At 67.2% G+C, this 17,584-nt stretch carries 19 protein-coding genes; 8 read left to right on the forward strand and 11 right to left on the reverse strand.

Going from position 1 to position 17,584, the window contains the following annotated elements; genetic code table 11:
• Nucleotides 1–24: 24 nt before the first annotated feature.
• From QFZ33_RS01735 to QFZ33_RS01745, 3 genes are all read left to right on the forward strand, one after another.
• Nucleotides 25–1,047, forward strand: a complete 1,023-nt coding sequence (locus tag QFZ33_RS01735) for a DctP family TRAP transporter solute-binding subunit (RefSeq protein ID WP_307024290.1) — start codon at nucleotides 25–27, stop codon at nucleotides 1,045–1,047.
• Nucleotides 1,048–1,144: 97 nt separating this feature from the next.
• Complete coding sequence (locus QFZ33_RS01740; protein ID WP_307024292.1) at nucleotides 1,145–3,064, forward strand: TRAP transporter large permease; 1,920 nt, start codon at nucleotides 1,145–1,147, stop codon at nucleotides 3,062–3,064.
• A 4-nt stretch (nucleotides 3,065–3,068) separates the two neighbouring features.
• Nucleotides 3,069–3,989: an NAD(P)-dependent oxidoreductase gene (locus tag QFZ33_RS01745; protein ID WP_307024294.1), complete on the forward strand. Its 921-nt coding sequence runs from the start codon at nucleotides 3,069–3,071 to the stop codon at nucleotides 3,987–3,989.
• 21 nt (nucleotides 3,990–4,010) lie between these two features.
• On the opposite strand, the gene QFZ33_RS01750 is transcribed toward QFZ33_RS01745, so the two are convergent.
• From QFZ33_RS01750 to QFZ33_RS01760, 3 genes are read right to left on the reverse strand one after another with little or no spacing between them, the layout of a single operon-like run.
• Entirely contained in the window at nucleotides 4,011–4,391 is a 381-nt protein-coding gene (locus QFZ33_RS01750) for a hypothetical protein (RefSeq protein ID WP_307024296.1), read from the reverse strand.
• Complete coding sequence (locus tag QFZ33_RS01755; protein ID WP_307024298.1) at nucleotides 4,388–4,855, reverse strand: NUDIX domain-containing protein; 468 nt, start codon at nucleotides 4,853–4,855, stop codon at nucleotides 4,388–4,390. Before QFZ33_RS01755 ends, QFZ33_RS01750 begins: the two co-directional genes overlap by 4 nt.
• Nucleotides 4,856–4,875: 20 nt before the next feature.
• The gene (locus tag QFZ33_RS01760; RefSeq protein ID WP_307024300.1) at nucleotides 4,876–5,799 is read right to left on the reverse strand and encodes an EamA family transporter; all 924 of its coding nucleotides are present in this window, start codon (nucleotides 5,797–5,799) and stop codon (nucleotides 4,876–4,878) included.
• Nucleotides 5,800–5,868: 69 nt separating this feature from the next.
• On the opposite strand from QFZ33_RS01760, the gene QFZ33_RS01765 reads away from it, so the two are divergent.
• Both QFZ33_RS01765 and QFZ33_RS01770 read left to right on the forward strand, forming a co-directional pair.
• On the forward strand, nucleotides 5,869–6,726 hold the full coding sequence (locus QFZ33_RS01765; RefSeq protein WP_307024302.1) for a LysR family transcriptional regulator: 858 nt from the start codon (nucleotides 5,869–5,871) through the stop codon (nucleotides 6,724–6,726).
• Between the two features lie 67 nt (nucleotides 6,727–6,793).
• Nucleotides 6,794–7,126, forward strand: coding sequence for a PepSY domain-containing protein (locus QFZ33_RS01770; protein ID WP_307024304.1), 333 nt, complete (start codon nucleotides 6,794–6,796; stop codon nucleotides 7,124–7,126).
• A gap of 6 nt (nucleotides 7,127–7,132) precedes the next feature.
• Here QFZ33_RS01770 and nagA read toward each other — a convergent pair whose 3' ends face one another.
• From nagA to QFZ33_RS01790, 4 genes are read right to left on the reverse strand one after another with little or no spacing between them, the layout of a single operon-like run.
• Nucleotides 7,133–8,266: an N-acetylglucosamine-6-phosphate deacetylase gene (gene nagA / locus QFZ33_RS01775; RefSeq protein ID WP_307024306.1), complete on the reverse strand. Its 1,134-nt coding sequence runs from the start codon at nucleotides 8,264–8,266 to the stop codon at nucleotides 7,133–7,135.
• Nucleotides 8,263–9,354 carry an SIS domain-containing protein gene (locus QFZ33_RS01780; protein WP_307024308.1) on the reverse strand — a complete coding sequence of 364 codons (1,092 nt, stop codon included), beginning with the start codon at nucleotides 9,352–9,354 and terminating at the stop codon, nucleotides 8,263–8,265. Before QFZ33_RS01780 ends, nagA begins: the two co-directional genes overlap by 4 nt.
• A gap of 58 nt (nucleotides 9,355–9,412) precedes the next feature.
• Complete coding sequence (locus QFZ33_RS01785; protein ID WP_307031607.1) at nucleotides 9,413–10,366, reverse strand: N-acetylglucosamine kinase; 954 nt, start codon at nucleotides 10,364–10,366, stop codon at nucleotides 9,413–9,415.
• Entirely contained in the window at nucleotides 10,366–11,784 is a 1,419-nt protein-coding gene (locus QFZ33_RS01790; protein ID WP_307024310.1) for a sugar porter family MFS transporter, read from the reverse strand. Before QFZ33_RS01790 ends, QFZ33_RS01785 begins: the two co-directional genes overlap by 1 nt.
• Before the next feature lie 128 nt (nucleotides 11,785–11,912).
• Here QFZ33_RS01790 and QFZ33_RS01795 point away from each other — a divergent pair, with 128 nt between their 5' ends.
• Both QFZ33_RS01795 and QFZ33_RS01800 read left to right on the forward strand, forming a co-directional pair.
• Nucleotides 11,913–12,629: a GntR family transcriptional regulator gene (locus QFZ33_RS01795; protein ID WP_307024312.1), complete on the forward strand. Its 717-nt coding sequence runs from the start codon at nucleotides 11,913–11,915 to the stop codon at nucleotides 12,627–12,629.
• A 181-nt stretch (nucleotides 12,630–12,810) separates the two neighbouring features.
• Nucleotides 12,811–13,275: a hypothetical protein gene (locus QFZ33_RS01800; RefSeq protein WP_307024313.1), complete on the forward strand. Its 465-nt coding sequence runs from the start codon at nucleotides 12,811–12,813 to the stop codon at nucleotides 13,273–13,275.
• Nucleotides 13,276–13,345: 70 nt separating this feature from the next.
• Here the strand turns inward: QFZ33_RS01800 and QFZ33_RS01805 are convergent, their stop codons facing one another.
• The 3 genes from QFZ33_RS01805 to QFZ33_RS01815 form a co-directional block, all read right to left on the reverse strand.
• The gene (locus tag QFZ33_RS01805) at nucleotides 13,346–14,509 is read right to left on the reverse strand and encodes an ABC transporter substrate-binding protein (protein WP_307024315.1); all 1,164 of its coding nucleotides are present in this window, start codon (nucleotides 14,507–14,509) and stop codon (nucleotides 13,346–13,348) included.
• 183 nt (nucleotides 14,510–14,692) lie between these two features.
• Entirely contained in the window at nucleotides 14,693–15,307 is a 615-nt protein-coding gene (locus QFZ33_RS01810; RefSeq protein WP_307024318.1) for a DUF6919 domain-containing protein, read from the reverse strand.
• Between the two features lie 253 nt (nucleotides 15,308–15,560).
• Nucleotides 15,561–16,166: a TetR/AcrR family transcriptional regulator gene (locus QFZ33_RS01815; RefSeq protein ID WP_307024320.1), complete on the reverse strand. Its 606-nt coding sequence runs from the start codon at nucleotides 16,164–16,166 to the stop codon at nucleotides 15,561–15,563.
• A gap of 85 nt (nucleotides 16,167–16,251) precedes the next feature.
• Here QFZ33_RS01815 and QFZ33_RS01820 point away from each other — a divergent pair, with 85 nt between their 5' ends.
• Nucleotides 16,252–16,551, forward strand: a complete 300-nt coding sequence (locus tag QFZ33_RS01820) for a hypothetical protein (protein WP_307024322.1) — start codon at nucleotides 16,252–16,254, stop codon at nucleotides 16,549–16,551.
• 10 nt (nucleotides 16,552–16,561) lie between these two features.
• Here the strand turns inward: QFZ33_RS01820 and QFZ33_RS01825 are convergent, their stop codons facing one another.
• Complete coding sequence (locus tag QFZ33_RS01825) at nucleotides 16,562–17,566, reverse strand: LacI family DNA-binding transcriptional regulator (protein WP_307024324.1); 1,005 nt, start codon at nucleotides 17,564–17,566, stop codon at nucleotides 16,562–16,564.
• Between the last annotated feature and the right edge of the window lie 18 nt (nucleotides 17,567–17,584).

Below are 17,584 nucleotides of genomic sequence, written 5' to 3' on the forward strand. Positions count from 1 at the left end.
CCTTCCAACGAAGAAAGGCATCACATGAAATCGAAGACCCGCGCCCTCACTGGAGTGCTGGCATGCACCCTCGCCGCCTCCGTCCTCGCCGGCTGCGCCTCCGGAGCCCCCGGTAGCGGCGCGCCGGTGGCCAAGGTCCAGCTGTCCATCCCGGACCCGCTGACCTCCTCGGTGGGTGTCTCCGCCCAGCACTTCGCCGACCAGGTGAAGAAGACCTCCAACGGCTCGGTGGTTGTCACGGTGGTGCCGAACGGTACGAGCTTCAGCGGCGACCAGAACGCCGCCGTCACGAGGCTGCAGGGCGGGTCGCTGGACGCGCTGATCCTGTCGACATCGGTGTACGCGTCGGTGGTGCCCGAAATGAACGCGATCAGTATTCCCTACCTTTTCGATGACACGAAGGAAGAGGCTGCGTTCCTGGCGGGCAAGCCGGGCGAGGTCCTCAAGGAAAAGCTCAAGGAGAAGAACACCGTCGCCCTGTCCTTCCTCACCCGGACCGGACGCCAGATCACCAACTCCGAGCGTCCCATCGAAAAGCCGGCGGACCTGAAGGGCCTGAAGATCCGTGTACCGGGCAACCCGCTGTGGACGGACTTCTTCGGCAAGCTGGGCGCAAGCCCCACCACCATGGCGTTCTCCGAAGTTTTCACCGGCCTGCAGACCGGCACGATCGATGGCCAGGAAAACCCGATCGAGGTGCCCTGGACCAACAAGTTCTCGGAAGTCCAGAAATACGTCTCGATGACGCACCACATCAATGACGCCTGGGTCCTGGCCCTGTCCTCCAAGAAGTGGGACTCGCTGAATGAGGACCAGAAGAAGATCCTGACGGACGCCTCGGTTGAGACCGCCACCTTCAAGACCGAATACGACACGGAGCAGTCGGAGAAGCAGTTGGCCGAGCTCACCGCCAAGGGCATGAAGGCCAACGAGCCCACCGCCGCCGGCCTCGAGCAGTTCAAGGCCGTTTCCAAGAGCCTCTACCCGGACTTCTCGAAGCTGATCGGCAAGGAATTCTTCGACCAGGCAATCGCCGCCGCCAAGTAACTCCTTTCGAGGGCCGGAGCGCCGTCAGGCGCCCCGGCCCTCGAACAACATCCCCGCACTCAGCATCCCGCTTTCAACGATGACAGTCTGGAAAAACATGGAACATACACTCGCCCCCAAGGAACTCGAAGAGGTCCTTCCGTCCGATGCGGAAGAGATCCTTCACCACGGGCACTTCGCGCCGCGCTGGAGCGGAGCGGTCTGGCTGGACAAGACCTTGGAATGGACCGTAGGCGCGGCCATCCTCGCCGAGCTCGTGGTTATCCTGCTGAACATCATGGTCCGGGTGGTTACGGGTGATTCCGTGCTGTGGACGCAGGAAGTCTCCGAGATTGCACTGCTCACCATCGCCTTCATCGGCGGTGCCATCGCCTACCCCAAGGGCGCCCACATGTCCGTCCAGGCACTGGTCATGCGCCTGCCGGCGAGCTGGAAGCCGTACCTCGCCGCGCTCGTCGACTGCCTGGTCTTCGTCATGAGCGCCGGCTCCCTCGCCCTGTTCATTCCCACCCTGGTCCAGCAGCTCGAGGAAAAGACGCCGATCCTCCAGCTGCCGGTCTTCTGGGTCTCGCTGCCCTTCGCGCTGGGCATGGTGCTCATCGCCTGGTTCGCCGTCCTCAAGCTCTGGCGGCAGCCACGCCGCGCGGTCCTGATCGCCACCGGCATCACGGCGGTTATGGCCGCGGCGGTTCTCTTCGCCCAGCCGCTCTTCTACTACGCCTCGCCCAACCTGATCCTCGGCGTCGTTCTCGTTGGCCTGTTCGCCCTGCTGTTCCTCGGCCTGCCGATCGCCTTCGTGCTGGCACTGGCCTCGGGCATCTACCTCTACCTGGGCGGCATTTCGGAGGTCAGCGCCATCCCGATCGGCATGGCATCAGGCGCCAAGGGCTTCGTGCTGCTGGCCATCCCGTTCTTCATCCTCGCCGGAACCGTCATGAACTCCGCCGGCCTGACGCTGCCGCTCGCCAAGCTGGTGGACGCGCTCATCGGGCACCTGCGGGGGGGCCTGCTCCAGGTGGTCGTCGTGACGATGTACATCTTCTCCGGCATTTCCGGCTCCAAGGTTGCGGACGTCGCCGCCGTGGGCACCACCATGCGCGGCATGCTCGAGGAACGCAAATACCCGCGCGGCGAGGTGGTGGCGGTGCTGTCCGCCTCGGCCATCATGGGTGAAACCATCCCGCCGAGCATCGTCCTGCTCATCCTCGGCTCCATCACCACCATCTCCACCACCACGCTGTTCCTGGCAGGATTCGTTCCCGCCGCCTTCCTGGCGCTCGTGGTCATGGCCATGGTCTTCCTCCGCGCCCGCAAGCAGGGCGGCGTGTCCAGCCCGAAGGCCACCTGGCGTGCACGCGGCTCCGCCACCTTCTTCGCCATCCCGACGCTCCTGCTTCCTGTCGGCATGGTGGTGGGCATCCTCAGCGGCTTCGCCACCCCCACCGAGGTGTCCTCGGTCGCCGTCGCCTACGCCTTCGTGCTGGCCGCCGCCTACCGGCGCGGCAGCAAGAAGCTGCTGGGCGATACCCTCCGGGAAACCACGACGACGGCGGGCATGGTCCTGTTCATCATCGCGGCAGCCTCACCGCTCGCCCAGACGCTTGCACTCGCCGGGGTGTCCCAGCAGATCCACGACCTCATGTCGGGCCTGGGCGACTCGCCAGTGCTCTTCATGCTGTTCACCGTCGTGCTGCTGATCATCATGGGCCAGCTCCTGGAAGGCCTGCCCGCCGTGCTGATCTTCGCACCCCTGCTGCTGCCGATCGCCACGGATTTCGGCGTGAACCCGGTGCAGTACGCCATGGTCCTGATCATCGCCATGGGCATCGGTTCATTCGCCCCGCCAGCCGGCGTTGGCTTCTACGTGGCCTGCGCAACGGGCCACGAAACCGTGGAAAAAAGCCTCAAGCACTTCTGGCCGTACCTCATCGCCGTGTTCATCGGGCTGCTGGTGCTTGCCGCAGTTCCGTGGTTCAGCACCTTCCTGCCCGCCATGGCCGGCCTGATCCCCTTCTAACGACGTGAGCACAGTGACCGACACGCAGAATGAGTTGAAGTCCGGGACTCCAATGTCCGTCGCCCTGCTGGGCACCGGCCCGATGGGTGCCCCGATTGCCCGAAATATCCTGGCCGCCGGTGTTTCCCTCACGCTCTGGAACCGCACCGCGGAAAAGGCGAGGGCCATCGGCGGGGGACAGGTGGCCGGCACACCGGCGGAGGCTGCGGCCGACGTCGTCCTGACCGTCCTGCCGGACCTGCCTCAGGTCGCCGACCTTCTGCCCGGCAGGGACGGACTGCTGGCCGGGTGGAAGGCAGCCGGCATCGAGGAACCTGTCCTGGTCATTCACGGAACAGTGTCCCCGGTGGCCGTGGCCCGGTTCGCCGAGGACTGCCGGAGCCGGCACGGGGTGACGGTGGTGGACGCGCCGCTCAGCGGCGGAACCATCGGAGCCGAGGAGGGCCGGCTGAGCACCATGGCCGGCGGGCCGCGCGACACCGTGCAGCGCCTCCTGCCGCTCTTCGAGCTCTACAGTTCCACGGTCGTCTGGTTCGGTGAAGCGGGTGCGGGGTCCACGGTCAAGGCGTGCAACCAAATCGTCGTGTCCGCCACTGTCACGGCGCTGGCCGAGGCAATGGCCGTGGCGACCGCCACCGGGCTGGACCTTGAGAAGGTGCAGTCCATTCTGGCCGGCGGGCTGGCCAATTCGGAGGTACTCCGGCAGAAGGGGCAGCGCTGGATCGACGGGGATTTCGACGGCGGCGGCTCCGCGAAAAACCAGCTGAAGGACCTGAACTTCATCGCCGAGATCGCCAAGGACAGCAGGCTGAAACTCCCGCTCTCCGCCAGCGTCCGCGGCGCCTTTGAGCGCATGGTGGACGCAGGCGAGGGCGACCTGGACCACACCGGGATCTACCGGACAGTCCTGGGCCAGCCGGGATAGGCCGGCCGGGTTAGCGGCAGGCTAGTCGCCGGCGAGGCGCCGTGCGTGCTCGGCCTCGGAAGGGTCGAGTTCGCCCGGGCCGCCGCCCAGGAACGCCCAATAACTGGCGCGGCCATCCGGGCCGGTGAGGCTTCGGCGGAGGGCACCGTCGATGCGGCTGCGGACCAGGGCCTCATTCGCCGGTTCGGTGGCGAAGATGATCCGCAGCGTGACGGTGTCTCCGTTTTGCTCAGGCCGGGTATGGTGCGGCGCGAGCGGGCAAGGCGGCGGGTGGTCCCAGCTTCCGCACAGCTCGCGCGTAACCGCGGCGCCGGGCGCTGCAAGATCAGGCGCCTGCACGTCCCCGGCGGATTCCATTGCGACCGTGGCCAGATGCAGGTATGCCGATCGCATCGGCGTCATGCCCCGACGTGCTCGAGCAGCGCGTCGAGGATTGGCAGTTGGCCCTTGACGAGCTTGATGCGGGCTTCGGATTCACCGATCCACTCGGCGTGGTCGATCTCGGGGAAGTGCTGGACCGTTCCTGAGCCCTTGGGCCACTCCAGCGGAAACGTGTTGCTCAGGATTTTCTCGGGCTTGAACGCGGATTCGGCCGTGAATGCCGTAATGAGCTTGCCTGAGGGCTGCCGGAAGGTGCCGAGCAGCACGTAGTCCGCGGACGGCGCCGGGACTCCCATTTCCTCGGCGAACTCACGCTGTGCGGCCGCCAGCGGATCCTCCTCTTCGAGGTACTCGCCCTTGGGAATCGACCAGGCGCGGGCATCCTTGCGCTCCCAGAAGGGGCCGCCCATGTGGGCGATCCACACTTCCACTTCCGACCCGCTGTTCTGCCGATACAGCAGAAGGCCCGCACTCCTGACAGCCATGTTGCCCTCCTGCCCCAAGGCTACCCCGGGGATGCCGGCAAAGAGCGGCGCCTGCCACGTCCGGCGAGCAGAATGGCCGCCACGTTGGTGGCGACGATGACCACCATGCCCAGCCACTCGTGCAGTACCAGGAACTGGCCCAGCATGATGGTCCCGGAGAGGGCCGCCAGCAGCGGGTTGATGCTCATATATACGCCGAAGAAACCGGGCTGGACGTGCCGCAGCGCGATGAGGTCCGCGGCATAGGGGATGACCGAGCACAGCACGCCGGCGATGACCGAGTAGCCCAGCGCAGGACCGGCCAGCGAACCCTGGGCCAGCAGATACGCCGCCACCGGCAGGTAGAAGACGAGGGAAACCGCTGTGGCGGCCGCGGGCGCCTGCAGGCCCGGCAGCCGCTGCCCTGCAATCCTGTTCAGGACGATGTAGGCCGCCCAGCAGACGGCCGCGGCCATGGCGATGCCGATGCCGATGAAATCGCTGCTGGGACCGGGCAGCACCAGGACATAGACCCCGCAGCCGGCACAGGCGGCGCACAGCAAGTCCAGCCGGGATCTCGGTCGCATCAGGGCAATGGCCAGCGGGCCAAGAAACTCCAGCGTCACGGCCAGGCCCAGTCCGATCCGCTGGATGGCGACGTACAGGCAAATGTTCATCAGGGCGATGGCAGCGCCCAGCAGGAGCGTCGGCCACCACTGGCGCCAGGTGAAACGGTGCAGGGGAGGCCGGGCCACGGGCAGAAGCACGGCGGCGGCCACGAGCTGCCGAACGGCGACCACTCCGGCGGGGCCGACTGCCGCAAACGCGTGTGCGCCGATGCCGGCCCCCACCTGGTTGCTGATTCCACTGGCGGTCATGGTCAGGACGCCGCCCAGGATCCGGCCCTGGGCTGGGGCTGACTGAGTGCGGCCCCGGCCGGTGCCGGGCTCTGTGAACGTCTCCATAGACAGAAGTGTGTGGGCAGACCGGCAAACCTATAAATGTCCCCGCTGCCGGTTCTATACGATAGCCGTATGAATCTTGAGCTGCGCCATCTCCGGGCACTCGTGGCTGTTGCCGAGCTTCAGACGTTCACCGACGCGGCCATCGCGCTGGGGACTTCGCAGGCCAGCGTCTCGCGGTCCGTTGCTGCGCTGGAGCGTGCCCTCGGTGTGCGCGTCTTCCAGCGGACGACGCGCAGCGTCACGCCCACAGCGACGGGCAAACGCATCATTGAGCACGCCCGGCGGGTCCTGGACGAAGCCAGGCTGCTGGAAGACGCAGCCCGCGATGCTTCCGGTGAATTCAGGGTCGGATACGCGTGGTCCGCGGTGGGCAGCCGGACCCTCGCCGTGCAGCGGCGCTGGGAGGATGCGAACCCTGTTGTCCCGCTGGTCTGGGTGCAATCCGGTTCGCCGGCTGCCGGTCTGGCCAACGGAACTGTTGATGTCGCCGTCGTCCGCAAGCAGCTTAACGACCCCCGCTTCGCCGAGATGCTGATTGGAACGGAACGGCGCTACGCCGCGGTAGCCGCCACGGACCCGCTGGCCCGCCGGCGCTTCCTGCGCATGGCCGACTTTGCCGGGCGGGCGCTCGCCGTGGACAGCCGGACGGGAACCACCTCGGTGGACCTGTGGAGCCCGGAGGCGCAGCCCGCATCCTTCCGCCCGGTCCAGGGAGTTGACGACTGGCTGACGCTGATCTCCACCGGACAGGCGATGGGGATGTCCTCTGAGGCGACAGCCGCGCAGTACCCGCGGCCCGGCGTGGCCTACAAGGTTGTCCGGGACGCGCCGCCCATATTTGTGTTCCTCGCGTGCTGGAAGGACGATCCGTCGGTTCTCATCGCAGACTTTGCCCGCCTGGCACGGCAGGCATACGGCGGCGGCTAAAGAACGCTCCTTGTCCGGTTCCCTTCGCAGGGGGACACTGGAGAAAACGATGTGAAAGGAGTCTGCCGTGCGCAAGAGAACAGCATGGATCATCGGAGCAGCGGTCGCTGCGGCGGCTTTGGGAGGCGCGTCGGTGGCTGCGGCTTCCGTGAACCCCTTCGATGATGACACAACGGGCAACGGGGGCACCCAGCAGCCGCTGAACCAGAGCGACCGCGACAAAGCCGTCGACGCCGCAATGGCCAAAGTGGGCCCCGGACAGGTCACCGAGGTCGAACGGGGCGACGACGCCGGTTCCTCCTACGAGGTAGAGATCCGCAAGAGCGACGGGTCTGAAGTAGAAGTTAATATCGGCTCCAACTTCCAGGTGCTGAACCAGAGCCAGGACGACAGCGACTAACGCCGCTCAACCAGCGAGCCATTCGCCTGCCTTCATCACGGCGGCCACCTCAAGATCCGGCGTGAGGACCACCAGGTCCGCCTTCCGTCCGGCTTCGATGCGTCCGACGTCGGACAGCCCCAGCATGTCCGCCGGGTTCTGGCTCGCCGCGCGGACGGCATCGGCGAGCGGGATGCCGGCGTCGTGGACAGCGTGCCGTACCGCCGCATCCAGCGTGAGGATGCTGCCGGCGATGGTGCCGTCACTGACCAGGCGGGCTTCGCCGCCGGACACCCGGACGTCCAGCCCGCCCAGCCGGTACCTGCCCTCCTGCGCGCAGGCCGCCGCCATGGCGTCGGTGACGAAGACGGCACGCGCCGGACTGGCGGCAATGAAGCGGACCAGCGACGGGTGGAGGTGGACTCCGTCGGCTATCACTTCGGCAAACACCGCAGGGTCTTCCAGCAGCGCCAGCGCGGGGCCGGGTTCCCGGTGGTGGAGCGGCCGCATCGCGTTGAAGACGTGCGTCCCGGCAGTGGCTCCGGCCGCGATCGCCTGACGGGCCAGGTCGTAGCCCGCGCCCGTGTGGCCGATGGCCGCGACAGCGCCGTAGCCGGTGACCTGCCGGATGGCGGCCAGGCCCCCGTCCAGTTCAGGCGCGATCGTGACCATCCGGACGGTGCCCCGCCCGGCCAGCATCAGCCGGTCGATGTCGGCCGGTTCCGGGGCGAGCAGAAGGTCCTCAGCGTGGGCGCCCCGGTGGTCGGGGCTGAGCCAAGGGCCCTCCAGATGGATCCCGGCCAGAACGCCTTCCTCCACCAGGGCGGCCAGCGCGGCCACCGCCTTCTCAAGCTGCGTGAGCGGGGCGGTAACCAGGCTGGCCATCAGCGTGGTGGTCCCGTGCGAGCGGTGCACCTCGGCGATCCGGACCGCGGCGGCGGCAGGGTCGGCGTCGTTGAAGCTGGAGCCGCCGCCGCCGTGGATGTGGGCGTCCACAAAGCCCGGCGACAGCGTGGCGTCCGGAAAATCGGCGTCGGGCTCCCGGACGGGCCGCCCGGGACCAGCCGCGGTGATCCGGCCGCCGTCGGTCTCCACCCAGCCGGGCTCCAGCACGGCGTCCGGCAGGATGACCCGCGAAGCAGAAATGAGCGTCGGACTCACCAGGTTTCCGTGATCTTGCGCAGGCCGCGGGGAGCGTCTGGGTCCAGGTGGCGGGCTGACGCCATCGCATGTGCCAGCCGCTGCAGGGGCATGATCTCGAGAATGGGTGAGAGCTGCTCGTGGACTGCCGGCAGCGGCACCACGTGGTTCAGCGGGCGGGCGGCTCCTGCGTCGCCCACCAGGCAGACGTCCGCGCCGCGTTCGGCCAGGCGGTCCAGAACGGGATGCAGGGCGCGGCCGCCGGCGCCGGGCGAGGCGATGGCAATGACGGGCCGGTCGGCGTCGATCATTGCGAACGGTCCGTGCAGCAGGTCCGCGCCGGAGAAGGCGTGCGCGGCCAGGTAGGACGTTTCCATCAGTTTCAGTGCCGCCTCCCGTGCGGTGGGATAGGAGAAACCGCGTCCCGTGGTGACGATGTGGTTCACAAAGCGGTAGCGGTCTGCAACCTCCAGTATCTCCGGCCGGACCAGGACATCGGCAGCGAGACGCGGCAGGTCCGCCGCTTCCGCGCCGTTCCCTCCGGCCCACGCGTCAATCAGCTGCCACAGCGCCAGCAGCTGCGACGTGTAGCTCTTTGTTGCGGCCACGGCGCGCTCCGGCCCCGCCAGGATGTCCAGGTGGTGCCGGGCGGCAGCCGCCAGCGGTGAGGAGGGGGCGTTCGTGACGGCCACGGTGAGGGCGCCGGCCCGAGCGGCAGCGGCGGTGGAGTCCACCAGGTCAGGTGAGCCGCCGGACTGGCTGACCGCCAGCCACAGCACCCCGTCCATTTTCGGTTCGGCGCCGTACACCGTAAGGCTCGACGGCGACGCCAGCCCGGCCGGCAGCCCCAGCACCGTCTCGATGAGGTACTTCGCGTACAGGGCAGCGTGGTCGCTGGTGCCGCGCGCGGCCAGGAGCACGTACTTGACGTCTGCGTCCCGGAGGATGGCAGCCAGCCGGGTGATAGCGGGGCGCCCGTCCTCAAGCTGCCGGGCCAGCGCCTCCGGCTGTTCCAGGATTTCGGCGGCCATCAGGGACCCGGGGAGTGGGGGCGCGGCGACGGCGGTTGGGGCGGTGTTGTTCGCGATCGTGGTGTGCGGGGCGGTCATGGGTCTCCTTGGGGGTGGGTTCAGCGGGTTAGGGATGAAGGGATGGTGCTGGGGACGATCAGGCGGGAATTTTGGTGGCTGGCCGGTGCGGTTCGCGGGCAAGCTGGCAGGCCAGCTCCACGGCGCCCCAGACGGGGGAGCGGTCCAGCACTCGGACGTCGGTGAGGCCGTTGGCTGCCAGCAGCCCGCGCACGGTGCCGGCCAGCGACGGCTGGTTGACCAGCATTCCGCCGGCCAGCAGGACCGGCGCATCTTCCGGAATGGTGCCCAGCCTCCGGTTCACTGTCAGGGCCAGACCGGCGAGCTGCCGTGCGGCGTCGTCGGCTATGGCTGCGCTCGCAGCGTCCGAGGCGGCGAGGCCGAACACGGTGCCGGCCAGCCCGGCCCAGTACCGGCGCTCAGGCCGGCGGTAGAACAGATCCAGCAGCTCAGCGGATTCCGCGGCTCCTGTCTGCGCCAGCAGCTTGGCAGTCAATGGCCCGGCCGGCAGGCCGTGGTCGGATTCCTGCAGGGCGTTGCGGACCGCGCTGCGGGCCACGGCGTAGCCGCTGCCTTCGTCGCCGAGCAGGTAACCCCAGCCGCCGGCCCGGGCTTCCCGGCCGTCGCCGGCCTTCGCCCACGCGGCGGAGCCGGTGCCGGAGATAAGAACGGTGCCTGCTGTGAAGCCGCCGGCCGCGAGGATGATGCGGGTGTCGTGATCCACGTGGATCCGGGCTCCGGGGAACCGGCGGGAGAGCAGGCCGGTCAGCCGTTCCCGGGCTGCGGGCGTGTCCGCTCCCGCGGCGCCGGCAAACACGGCGTTTATTCCGTGGCCTGCAGGATCGCCGATACCGAGCTGCGCGGCGAGGTCGTCCAGCGCCGCGGCGGCTTCGTCCGGCCCGACGGAGGCTATGTTCGCGCTGCCCACCGTGCACTCAGCGACGCTATGAGCGAGCGGTGCGCCGCCGTCGTCGTCCGCCAGAATGGCGTGCGTCTTGGAGCCGCCGATGTCCAGGCCGAGGACGTGCCGCATCACTTGGCCGCCGGCGTGCTGCTGCTGTCATTATTGCCGGTAGCTTCCGGCCAGCGGGCGCCGTTTTCCCAGTAATGGCGGATCTCCTCGAGGTTCCGGCCCTTGGTTTCGGGGGCCAGCCGGTGGACGAAGACGAATCCGGCGACGGCCAGCGCACCGAACACCGCGAACGTGCCGGCACCGCCGAGCCGCTGCAGCATGGTGAGGAAGAACGCCGCTACGATCACGTTGGCCACGAGGTCCGAGGTGAGCATGGCGCTGGCACCCAGGGAGCGCAGCCGGGCAGGGAACGACTCGCCGGCGTAAACCCAGACCAGGGCGCCGAAGCCGAATGTGAAGCCCACGGTGAACAGCAGCACCCCGAGGAAGCCGACCACGGTCAGGATTCCGCCGAAGTCGCGTCCGGCCATGAAGACAGCCACCAGGATGGCGTTGGCCACGATCATCATGCCGATGCCGCCGAGCAGGATGGGGCGCCGGCCCACCCGGTCCACCAGGGACAGCGAGACGAACACGGCCACCAGCGAAGCGGCCTGAACCAGCGCGGGCAGCAGCAGGAGGGCGGCGTTGCCCGTGAAACCCATGGCCTCGAAGATCCGGGGGCTGTAATAGACCACGGCGTTGATGCCGGTGATCTGGATGAAGAAGCCTAGCCCGACGACGAACACGGTCGCCTTCAGGTATGGCGAGCGGAGCATCTCGCGCAGGCCGCCGCCGCGTTCTTCGCTGATTGCCTGGCGCATGTCCGCCAGTTCGGCGTCCACGTCGGCGTCCGGCTCGATCGAGCTGAGCGTGCGGCGGGCCTCTTCGGTGCGTCCGCGCATCATGTACCAGCGGGCGGTGTCCGGGAGGCGCAGGGTGACGGCAAGGACCGCGAGTGCCGGGATGGCGGCGAGGCCTAGCATCAGCCGCCAGTTTTCGCTGGCGGACAGGAAGTAGGCGGCAATGTAGCCGATGATTATGCCGATGACGGTGGCCACCTGGTAGGCGACGAGCAGGGCGCCGCGCACCTTCGGCGGCGCTGACTCGGCCACGAAGACGGGCACCACCACCACGGAAATGCCGATGGTCAGGCCCAGGAGCAGCCGCGCAACGAGCAGCATGGGCACGTCAGCCGCGAGGGCGCTGAGCACCGCGAACGCGGCATACGCTCCGGCCACGCCCACCATGCAGACCTTGCGGCCCAGTTTATTCGCGAGCCAGCCGCCGAGGACGGCGCCGAGGACTTCACCGACGACGACGGCAGTGGTCACCAGCTCCTGTTGGCTGGTGGAAAGCTGAAACTCCTTGGTGATGAACAGCAGGGCACCGGCGATATTCGAGAGATCGTAGCCGTAGATTATGCCGATGGTGGCGGCGGTGCCGCCGATCAGAAGGCCGAGGCGGGGCGTCTGGCGCAGGTCTTGCAGGAACGACATCTTTGGGTCCTTGGAAGTGGGATGGGATTTCTGGTGGTCTGGAACTGAGGCAAACCGCAATTGGTGTAAACCAATTTCCATCATTTTGGCCTAGACCAATTTCCGTGTCAATAGGTACCATCAGATTCATGGAATCCTCCGCGGCCGCTGCCCTGCCCAAGTACTACGTACTCAAGGAGCAGATCCTCACCCTGATCGAGGACGCAGCGCCCGGAACGCTGATCCCGACCGAGCGGGCGCTTGCGGAGCAGTACGGAACGTCCCGCACCACCGTCCGGCAGGCCATCGGCGAGCTGGTGTCCGAGGGCCGTCTCGACCGGACACAGGGGAGGGGGACGTATGTGGCGCCCCCGAAAGTGACCCACGTCCGCCAGCTCACGTCCTTTACCGACGACGCCGCAAGCCAGGGCCTCACGGCTGCGGCCCGGATCGTGGACGTGAGCGTGCTCCCGGCCGACCCGGCCACGGCACGTCGCCTGGCGGTGGAGCCGGGAACGGACATTCACCGGGTGGAGCGCATCAGGCTGGTTGACGGCGAGCCGCTTGCGCATGAGGTTGCGTTCCTTGCGGGGCCGCTGCCGGATCTGGCGCGGACCGTGGCGGAGCGCGGCTCCCTATACGCTGCCCTGCGCGAGGACTACGGAATCCGCATCGCCGAGGTGGAGGACACCGTGGAGACGAAGCTGGCCGGACCGGCCGAGGTGCAGCTCCTCGACGTCGAAATGGGCGCCCCCATGCTGCTGGTCCACCGGCACGGCTTCACCCCGGACGGGCAGCCCGTGGAGTGGACCGAGTCGGTGTTCCGGGGGGACAGGTTCCGCTTCGTAGCGCGGATGCACGTCTAACGAGGGCACGTCCCCTGCGTGCAGCGCTTCTCTTCATTACGCCCAACTGCGGAAGATGAAGCACTGTTGCGTTGCGCGACGGCGGGTGTCGCCAGGCGTTGTGAAGCAAGTTACCCGGTGGTTGTGTAAGTCCATAATCAGCGACGGGGCGGCGCAACGCCCTCCCTGAATCGAGGGGGACATGACCACAGCTTTGGTTCACAGGATCAGGACGCAGTGCAGCGGGGAACTGAACACCTTCCGCAGCCAGATGCACGCACTGGCGCGGCAGGACATCGGTTCCGGCCTGGACGCGGCAGCCACCACCATGGCCCGCCGGCCGTGCCTTGCCACCCCCGGGGTTTCCTTGGATATCGTCGGCTTCACCTGCCCCCGCTCCGACGGAGGCGGGCCTTCGGTGCGGGTTGCCGTGTCGCTGAGCCTGCAGCCTGGCCGGATGGCCTCCGCCGTCCACTGGGAGGAGGCCCATGCCTGGGCCGGAGCGGTGGCCGGCGGGGAGTGGGCTGCCGCCGAATATGTCGGAAGCCAGGAAAGTCCGGCCGGGATGGTCTTTCACTACGCCCTGAAAAATGCGGATGACCCTAACGCCGTGCCCGAGTATTCGGCGGTGCCCGAGTATTCGGCGTACTATTCGGCTGTGCTGTAAGCACTGATTTAAACCACAAAGGATCCGGCGGGAATGCTCCCGCCGGATCCTTTTTGTCCGTCTTGCCGGATTACTCCTTGCCCAGCCCCGCCGTCGAGGTCTTTTCACCGGTGACCTCGTTCAGCTTGGTCAGGTCGAAGATGCCGTTGATGTCCGCCTGCTTGGTGGTGCCGGCGTCCACGCCGTCCTGGAGCAGCTTCTTGAACGCTCCGGCCAGCGGGTCCACCGTGAAGACGATGTTCTTCAGGGACCGGTCAATGACTTCCTGCGGGAGTGCCTTGCCAGCAGCTTCCTTCAGGGCGGCGTTCACTTCCGTGGACTTCTCGGCCGCCGGGGTGTCGTTGAGCCACTTCACGGCGTCGACGTGGCCCTTGAGCAGGGCTTCCACCGTCTGCGGGTGCTCAGCAGCGAACTTCTTGTTGACGATCAGGATGGTGGTGGGGAACTCGCCGGGCTTGCCGGTCAGCGACCCGTCCCAGAGGTCCTTCTCGTCCACCAGGACCTTTGCTCCGGCCTGGAGCACCAGACGGGAGGCCCACGGTTCGGGCAGCCACGCGCCGTCGAGCTTGCCGTTCTGGAATAGCTTCAGCGTCTGGGCGTTCTCCGTCGGGTTGATCGCAACGTCCCCGCCGCCGTCGGTGTTGGTCTTGTAGCCCTGCTTGCCCAGCCAGGCGCGTAGCGCCACGTCCTGGGTGCCACCGAGCTGCGGGGAGGCCAGGGTCTTGCCCTTGAGGTCCGCGGCGGTCTTGATTTCCGGCTTGACCACCAGCTGTGCGCCGCCGGAGGCTGCCCCGGCGATGATGTTGATGGACTCGCCCTTGCTCTTGACGAACGAGTTGATGGCGGGGTTCGGGCCGATGTACGTGGCGTCGATCGCGCCGGCGTTGAGCGCCTCGATAGCGGCCGGGCCGGCATTGAACACCTGCGTGCTCAGCTTGGTGTCGCCCAGCTCCTTCGCGATGAAACCCTTCTGGACGCCAATCAGCGCGGTGGCGTGGGTGATGTTCCCGAAGTAGCCCAGCTTCAGCTCAGTGGCGGGGCTGGTGGCGGCGGCCGCGTTGACGGAATCCGGGGCGGAGCTGTTGGCGGCCGTGGTGGCGACGGCGACGCCGGCACCCAGGACGGCAAGGATGCCGGCGGCGATGCCGATCTTGAGCCCGCTGGGGCGTTTCCGGCTGGCGGGCTGGCCCGCGGCGATCCGGGTGGAGCCCGGGAACTCGTTCGAAGAAGACATGATGTTTTCCTTTTGGATGATGGAGCGGAGGGGATGGGGCTGAGCGTTGGATTGAGATTACGGAGGCCCCTCCGGCGGCCACAATGGCAGTCGACGCAGGCGTTCACCCGGCGTCGTAATGGTTCATCCTGGCAGTCGTATGGCTTCACCGGGAGTCGCGGAACGTCAAAATCGGGGGGGGGCTTACAGCTCGTCCGGGGCGGACTTCATGGTTTCCAGGACGGCGGGCAAAAGGTGCTGCTGCCGGCCCCAGACAGGGTCGAGTAGTTCCACGTACCAGGAGTCGGCCAGCAGGAGGGCCAGGGTTTCGTTGCTCTCGCGAGCCCAGTCCTGGATCTGCTCCGATTCGACCGGATTTTCGCTGCTTCCCAAAACAGTGACCACTTCGCCGTCGTGCTGTGTGACGGGAACGGAGGACTGGCTGACCTCCCCCGGGGCGTGGACGATGGCAATGAGTTCCGTCTCGGTGGACAGCCGCAGCAGGAGGGCGGCCGACTCCGCGGAGCAGAAGCCGGTGACGTACTCGCGCTGGGCGTGCCCGGCGTCGGGGCCGAGGCCGGGCTGGGATTCCTTGGTGAACAGTCCGCTGCGGTTGAGCTCTGCCAGCTGGCCGGCGATGGGAAGGGTCTCGTCGTCGAAGCGCGGGGCGAGGGTTCCGGGCTGGTATTCGCTGGTGCCCTCAAGCCACCGGGCGGTCAGCTCTCCGGCGGCGGCGAGGGTGCCCGCCTGCCGCCACACTTCGCGGTCTGCCAGAAGCCTGCCGTAGCTGTCACGTTCGGTGGTGAATTGATCGCTCATACTCGATGCTAGGCGCCGCTCGGCGCTGTTGGGCAGGCCGAATGACGCCTTCGTACGCCATATTAATCGTGGTTACGCCGTGTATCTTCCGGTTTCCCGAAGATCGGCTTCGCCAGCTACGGGACGACAAGCCTGCTATGGCGCGGGTAGCGAGCCCGCGGGCCATGTCCCGGTTCCGATGATGGTGATGTCAGCCATCCTGTTCTTCCTCCCAAGGGGTCAGGAAAATTCATCTCTAGGTGGCCGACGTTCTTTAATCTCCAACAAAATCAATAGGTCGCGCGGCCGCGTCCGTAACGTCCCTGGCGAGCAGTTCTGCGGTCCGCGCGATCGATGCGCGCCTGCGTGCCCTGTCCTGCGTGCCGGCAATGACGGCGCTGACGTTAGGGCTCGAAGCCCAGGCGTGGCAGAGTGTAACGATCGTCAGGAGCAGCTCTTCGGCATCCCGGCGGCCCACCCCCGGGAGTGCGCGCCGGAGTTCATTGACTTTGTCTGCCGCGCGCAGGGCGCGCCGCTCGGCGTCGACCGGGGTGCCGCGCTCCAGCCCCTCCCAGAATGTCAGCCGCGCAAGAGCGGGCTGGTTATCGGAGACGTCGAAGTACCGGCCCGCGAAGTCCGCAACGGCCTCAGGCCCGGACCCGAGTACCGGGAGCTCCTCGAGCGAGGCGGCCAGCTGCCGGGTGAGTGCTGCTTCGAAAAGCTGGGCCTTGCCGCCGAAGTAAAAGTAGATCCGTTCCCGGTTGGTTCCCGAGGTCTTGGAGATCTGGTTGATCCGGGCCCCCGAAAAGCCGCGTTCGGAAAACTCCCTGATGGCGGCGTCGAGTAGTCGTTCACGCGTTGCCTCTGTGTCCCATGCCATGGACCGATGCTATCTCCAACCGTTCGTTTGCTTTTGCGTGCAGCCGCTGGCTAGCATCAACTCCAAACAAAGAGTTGGAGATTTAGTGGAACACAACGGAAGGGCCTTCGCCGCGGACGAAACGGACGGCCACCACCATCGGACGGCCGGCCTCGTGTCTGTCCACGTGCGGGCCGCCATCACGTGGCTGGCGATCTTTCCGCTGGCCGCGATCGGCATGAACTTGATCGCGGCGTTCGCGCCGGGCTGGCCTCCGGTGCTCCGGGCCTTCGTCCTGACGCTCATCGTGGTGCCGATTGCTGTGTACTTCGCAGTGCCGAGGCTGCTCCTGCTGCAGGGCCTGATCAGGGGCTGGGTGCGAGGCCGGGCGGGCCGGCACGGCTAGCGAACGGTCCTTACTTCACTGCCGCCTCGGCGAGTCGGGTGCTGCCGCGAACGATCAAGTCGCATGGAAAATTCACCCTGCGCGGCGGCTCCCCGGGCGCATGTATGCGCTCCAGCAGCATCCGAGCTCCCACGCGTGCCATTTCGCGGCTGGGCTGGCGCACGGTGGTGAGGCTGAACGAATCCCAAGCCGCCATGTCGACGTCGTCGTAGCCGATGATCCAGCAATCCTGCGCCGGGATCCGGTTGGCCCGCAGCGCGTCGAGCGCGCCGAAGGCCATCAGATCGTTGGCGCAGAAGACGGCCTGGGGCCCGTCGGCGCGGGCAAGCAGGCGGTTCATGACCTGCGCGCTGACGTCGTGGGAGAACCCGCCATGGAAGCGGAAGTGTTCCGGAACGCCGTGGCCCCGCTCGGCCATTCTGTCGAGGAAGCCCTTCGCGCGCTCACGTGACGTGCTGGCGTTTTCGGCACCCCCGATGAAGGCCACCCGGGTCCTGCCGTTGTCCAGGAGGAAGTCGGCGACGGCGGCGCCCCCCTCGGTGTTGCTGCTGGTGACCTGGTCACAATGCAGACCCTCCACCACGCGGTTGATGAGAACGATCGGGCTCTTCTTCTCAATGGCGGCCTGCAGCTCGACGGAGTCTTCCGTCGCCGTCGTGAAGATGACGCCGTCGACCGCGTGTTCCCGGATGGCTTTCAGCGCGTCGTGGTGGCTGCCGCCGCCGGCGTTCCAGATCACGACGCGGAAACCCGCGGTGTCCAGCTCCCGGCTAAGTTCATCGAGAACCTCCGGGTAGAACGGGTTGGTCAGGTCAGCGACCACCACACCGATGGTGTTGGTCCGTCTCGTTTTCATGGCCTGCGCGCCGGCGTGGGGCACATAACCCAGCGTTTCCATGGCCGCCTGGACACGGGCGCGGGTGGCAGGAGACAGCTTTGCGGGGGAGGACATCACCCGGGATACCGTGGCCTGCGATACGCCCGCCAGTTCTGCCACGTCGCGGCTTGTGACCATCGGGCGTTCTCCTTGCTA

The sequence above is a fragment of the Arthrobacter globiformis genome, assembly GCF_030815865.1.
GTDB classification, from domain to species: Bacteria; Actinomycetota; Actinomycetes; order Actinomycetales; family Micrococcaceae; genus Arthrobacter; species Arthrobacter globiformis_B.

What these genes read in the sequence shown, in the direction of transcription:
- QFZ33_RS01735 (WP_307024290.1), top strand. Translation starts at nt 25, where the DNA reads ATGAAATCGAAGACCCGCGCCCTCACTGGAGTGCTGGCATGCACCCTC.
- QFZ33_RS01740 (WP_307024292.1), top strand. Translation starts at nt 1,145, where the DNA reads ATGGAACATACACTCGCCCCCAAGGAACTCGAAGAGGTCCTTCCGTCC.
- QFZ33_RS01750 (WP_307024296.1), bottom strand. Translation starts at nt 4,391, where the DNA reads ATGACGCCGATGCGATCGGCATACCTGCATCTGGCCACGGTCGCAATG.
- QFZ33_RS01755 (WP_307024298.1), bottom strand. Translation starts at nt 4,855, where the DNA reads ATGGCTGTCAGGAGTGCGGGCCTTCTGCTGTATCGGCAGAACAGCGGG.
- QFZ33_RS01760 (WP_307024300.1), bottom strand. Translation starts at nt 5,799, where the DNA reads ATGGAGACGTTCACAGAGCCCGGCACCGGCCGGGGCCGCACTCAGTCA.
- QFZ33_RS01765 (WP_307024302.1), top strand. Translation starts at nt 5,869, where the DNA reads ATGAATCTTGAGCTGCGCCATCTCCGGGCACTCGTGGCTGTTGCCGAG.
- QFZ33_RS01780 (WP_307024308.1), bottom strand. Translation starts at nt 9,354, where the DNA reads ATGACCGCCCCGCACACCACGATCGCGAACAACACCGCCCCAACCGCC.
- QFZ33_RS01785 (WP_307031607.1), bottom strand. Translation starts at nt 10,366, where the DNA reads ATGCGGCACGTCCTCGGCCTGGACATCGGCGGCTCCAAGACGCACGCC.
- QFZ33_RS01790 (WP_307024310.1), bottom strand. Translation starts at nt 11,784, where the DNA reads ATGTCGTTCCTGCAAGACCTGCGCCAGACGCCCCGCCTCGGCCTTCTG.
- QFZ33_RS01795 (WP_307024312.1), top strand. Translation starts at nt 11,913, where the DNA reads ATGGAATCCTCCGCGGCCGCTGCCCTGCCCAAGTACTACGTACTCAAG.
- QFZ33_RS01800 (WP_307024313.1), top strand. Translation starts at nt 12,811, where the DNA reads ATGACCACAGCTTTGGTTCACAGGATCAGGACGCAGTGCAGCGGGGAA.
- QFZ33_RS01805 (WP_307024315.1), bottom strand. Translation starts at nt 14,509, where the DNA reads ATGTCTTCTTCGAACGAGTTCCCGGGCTCCACCCGGATCGCCGCGGGC.
- QFZ33_RS01810 (WP_307024318.1), bottom strand. Translation starts at nt 15,307, where the DNA reads ATGAGCGATCAATTCACCACCGAACGTGACAGCTACGGCAGGCTTCTG.
- QFZ33_RS01815 (WP_307024320.1), bottom strand. Translation starts at nt 16,166, where the DNA reads ATGGCATGGGACACAGAGGCAACGCGTGAACGACTACTCGACGCCGCC.
- QFZ33_RS01825 (WP_307024324.1), bottom strand. Translation starts at nt 17,566, where the DNA reads ATGGTCACAAGCCGCGACGTGGCAGAACTGGCGGGCGTATCGCAGGCC.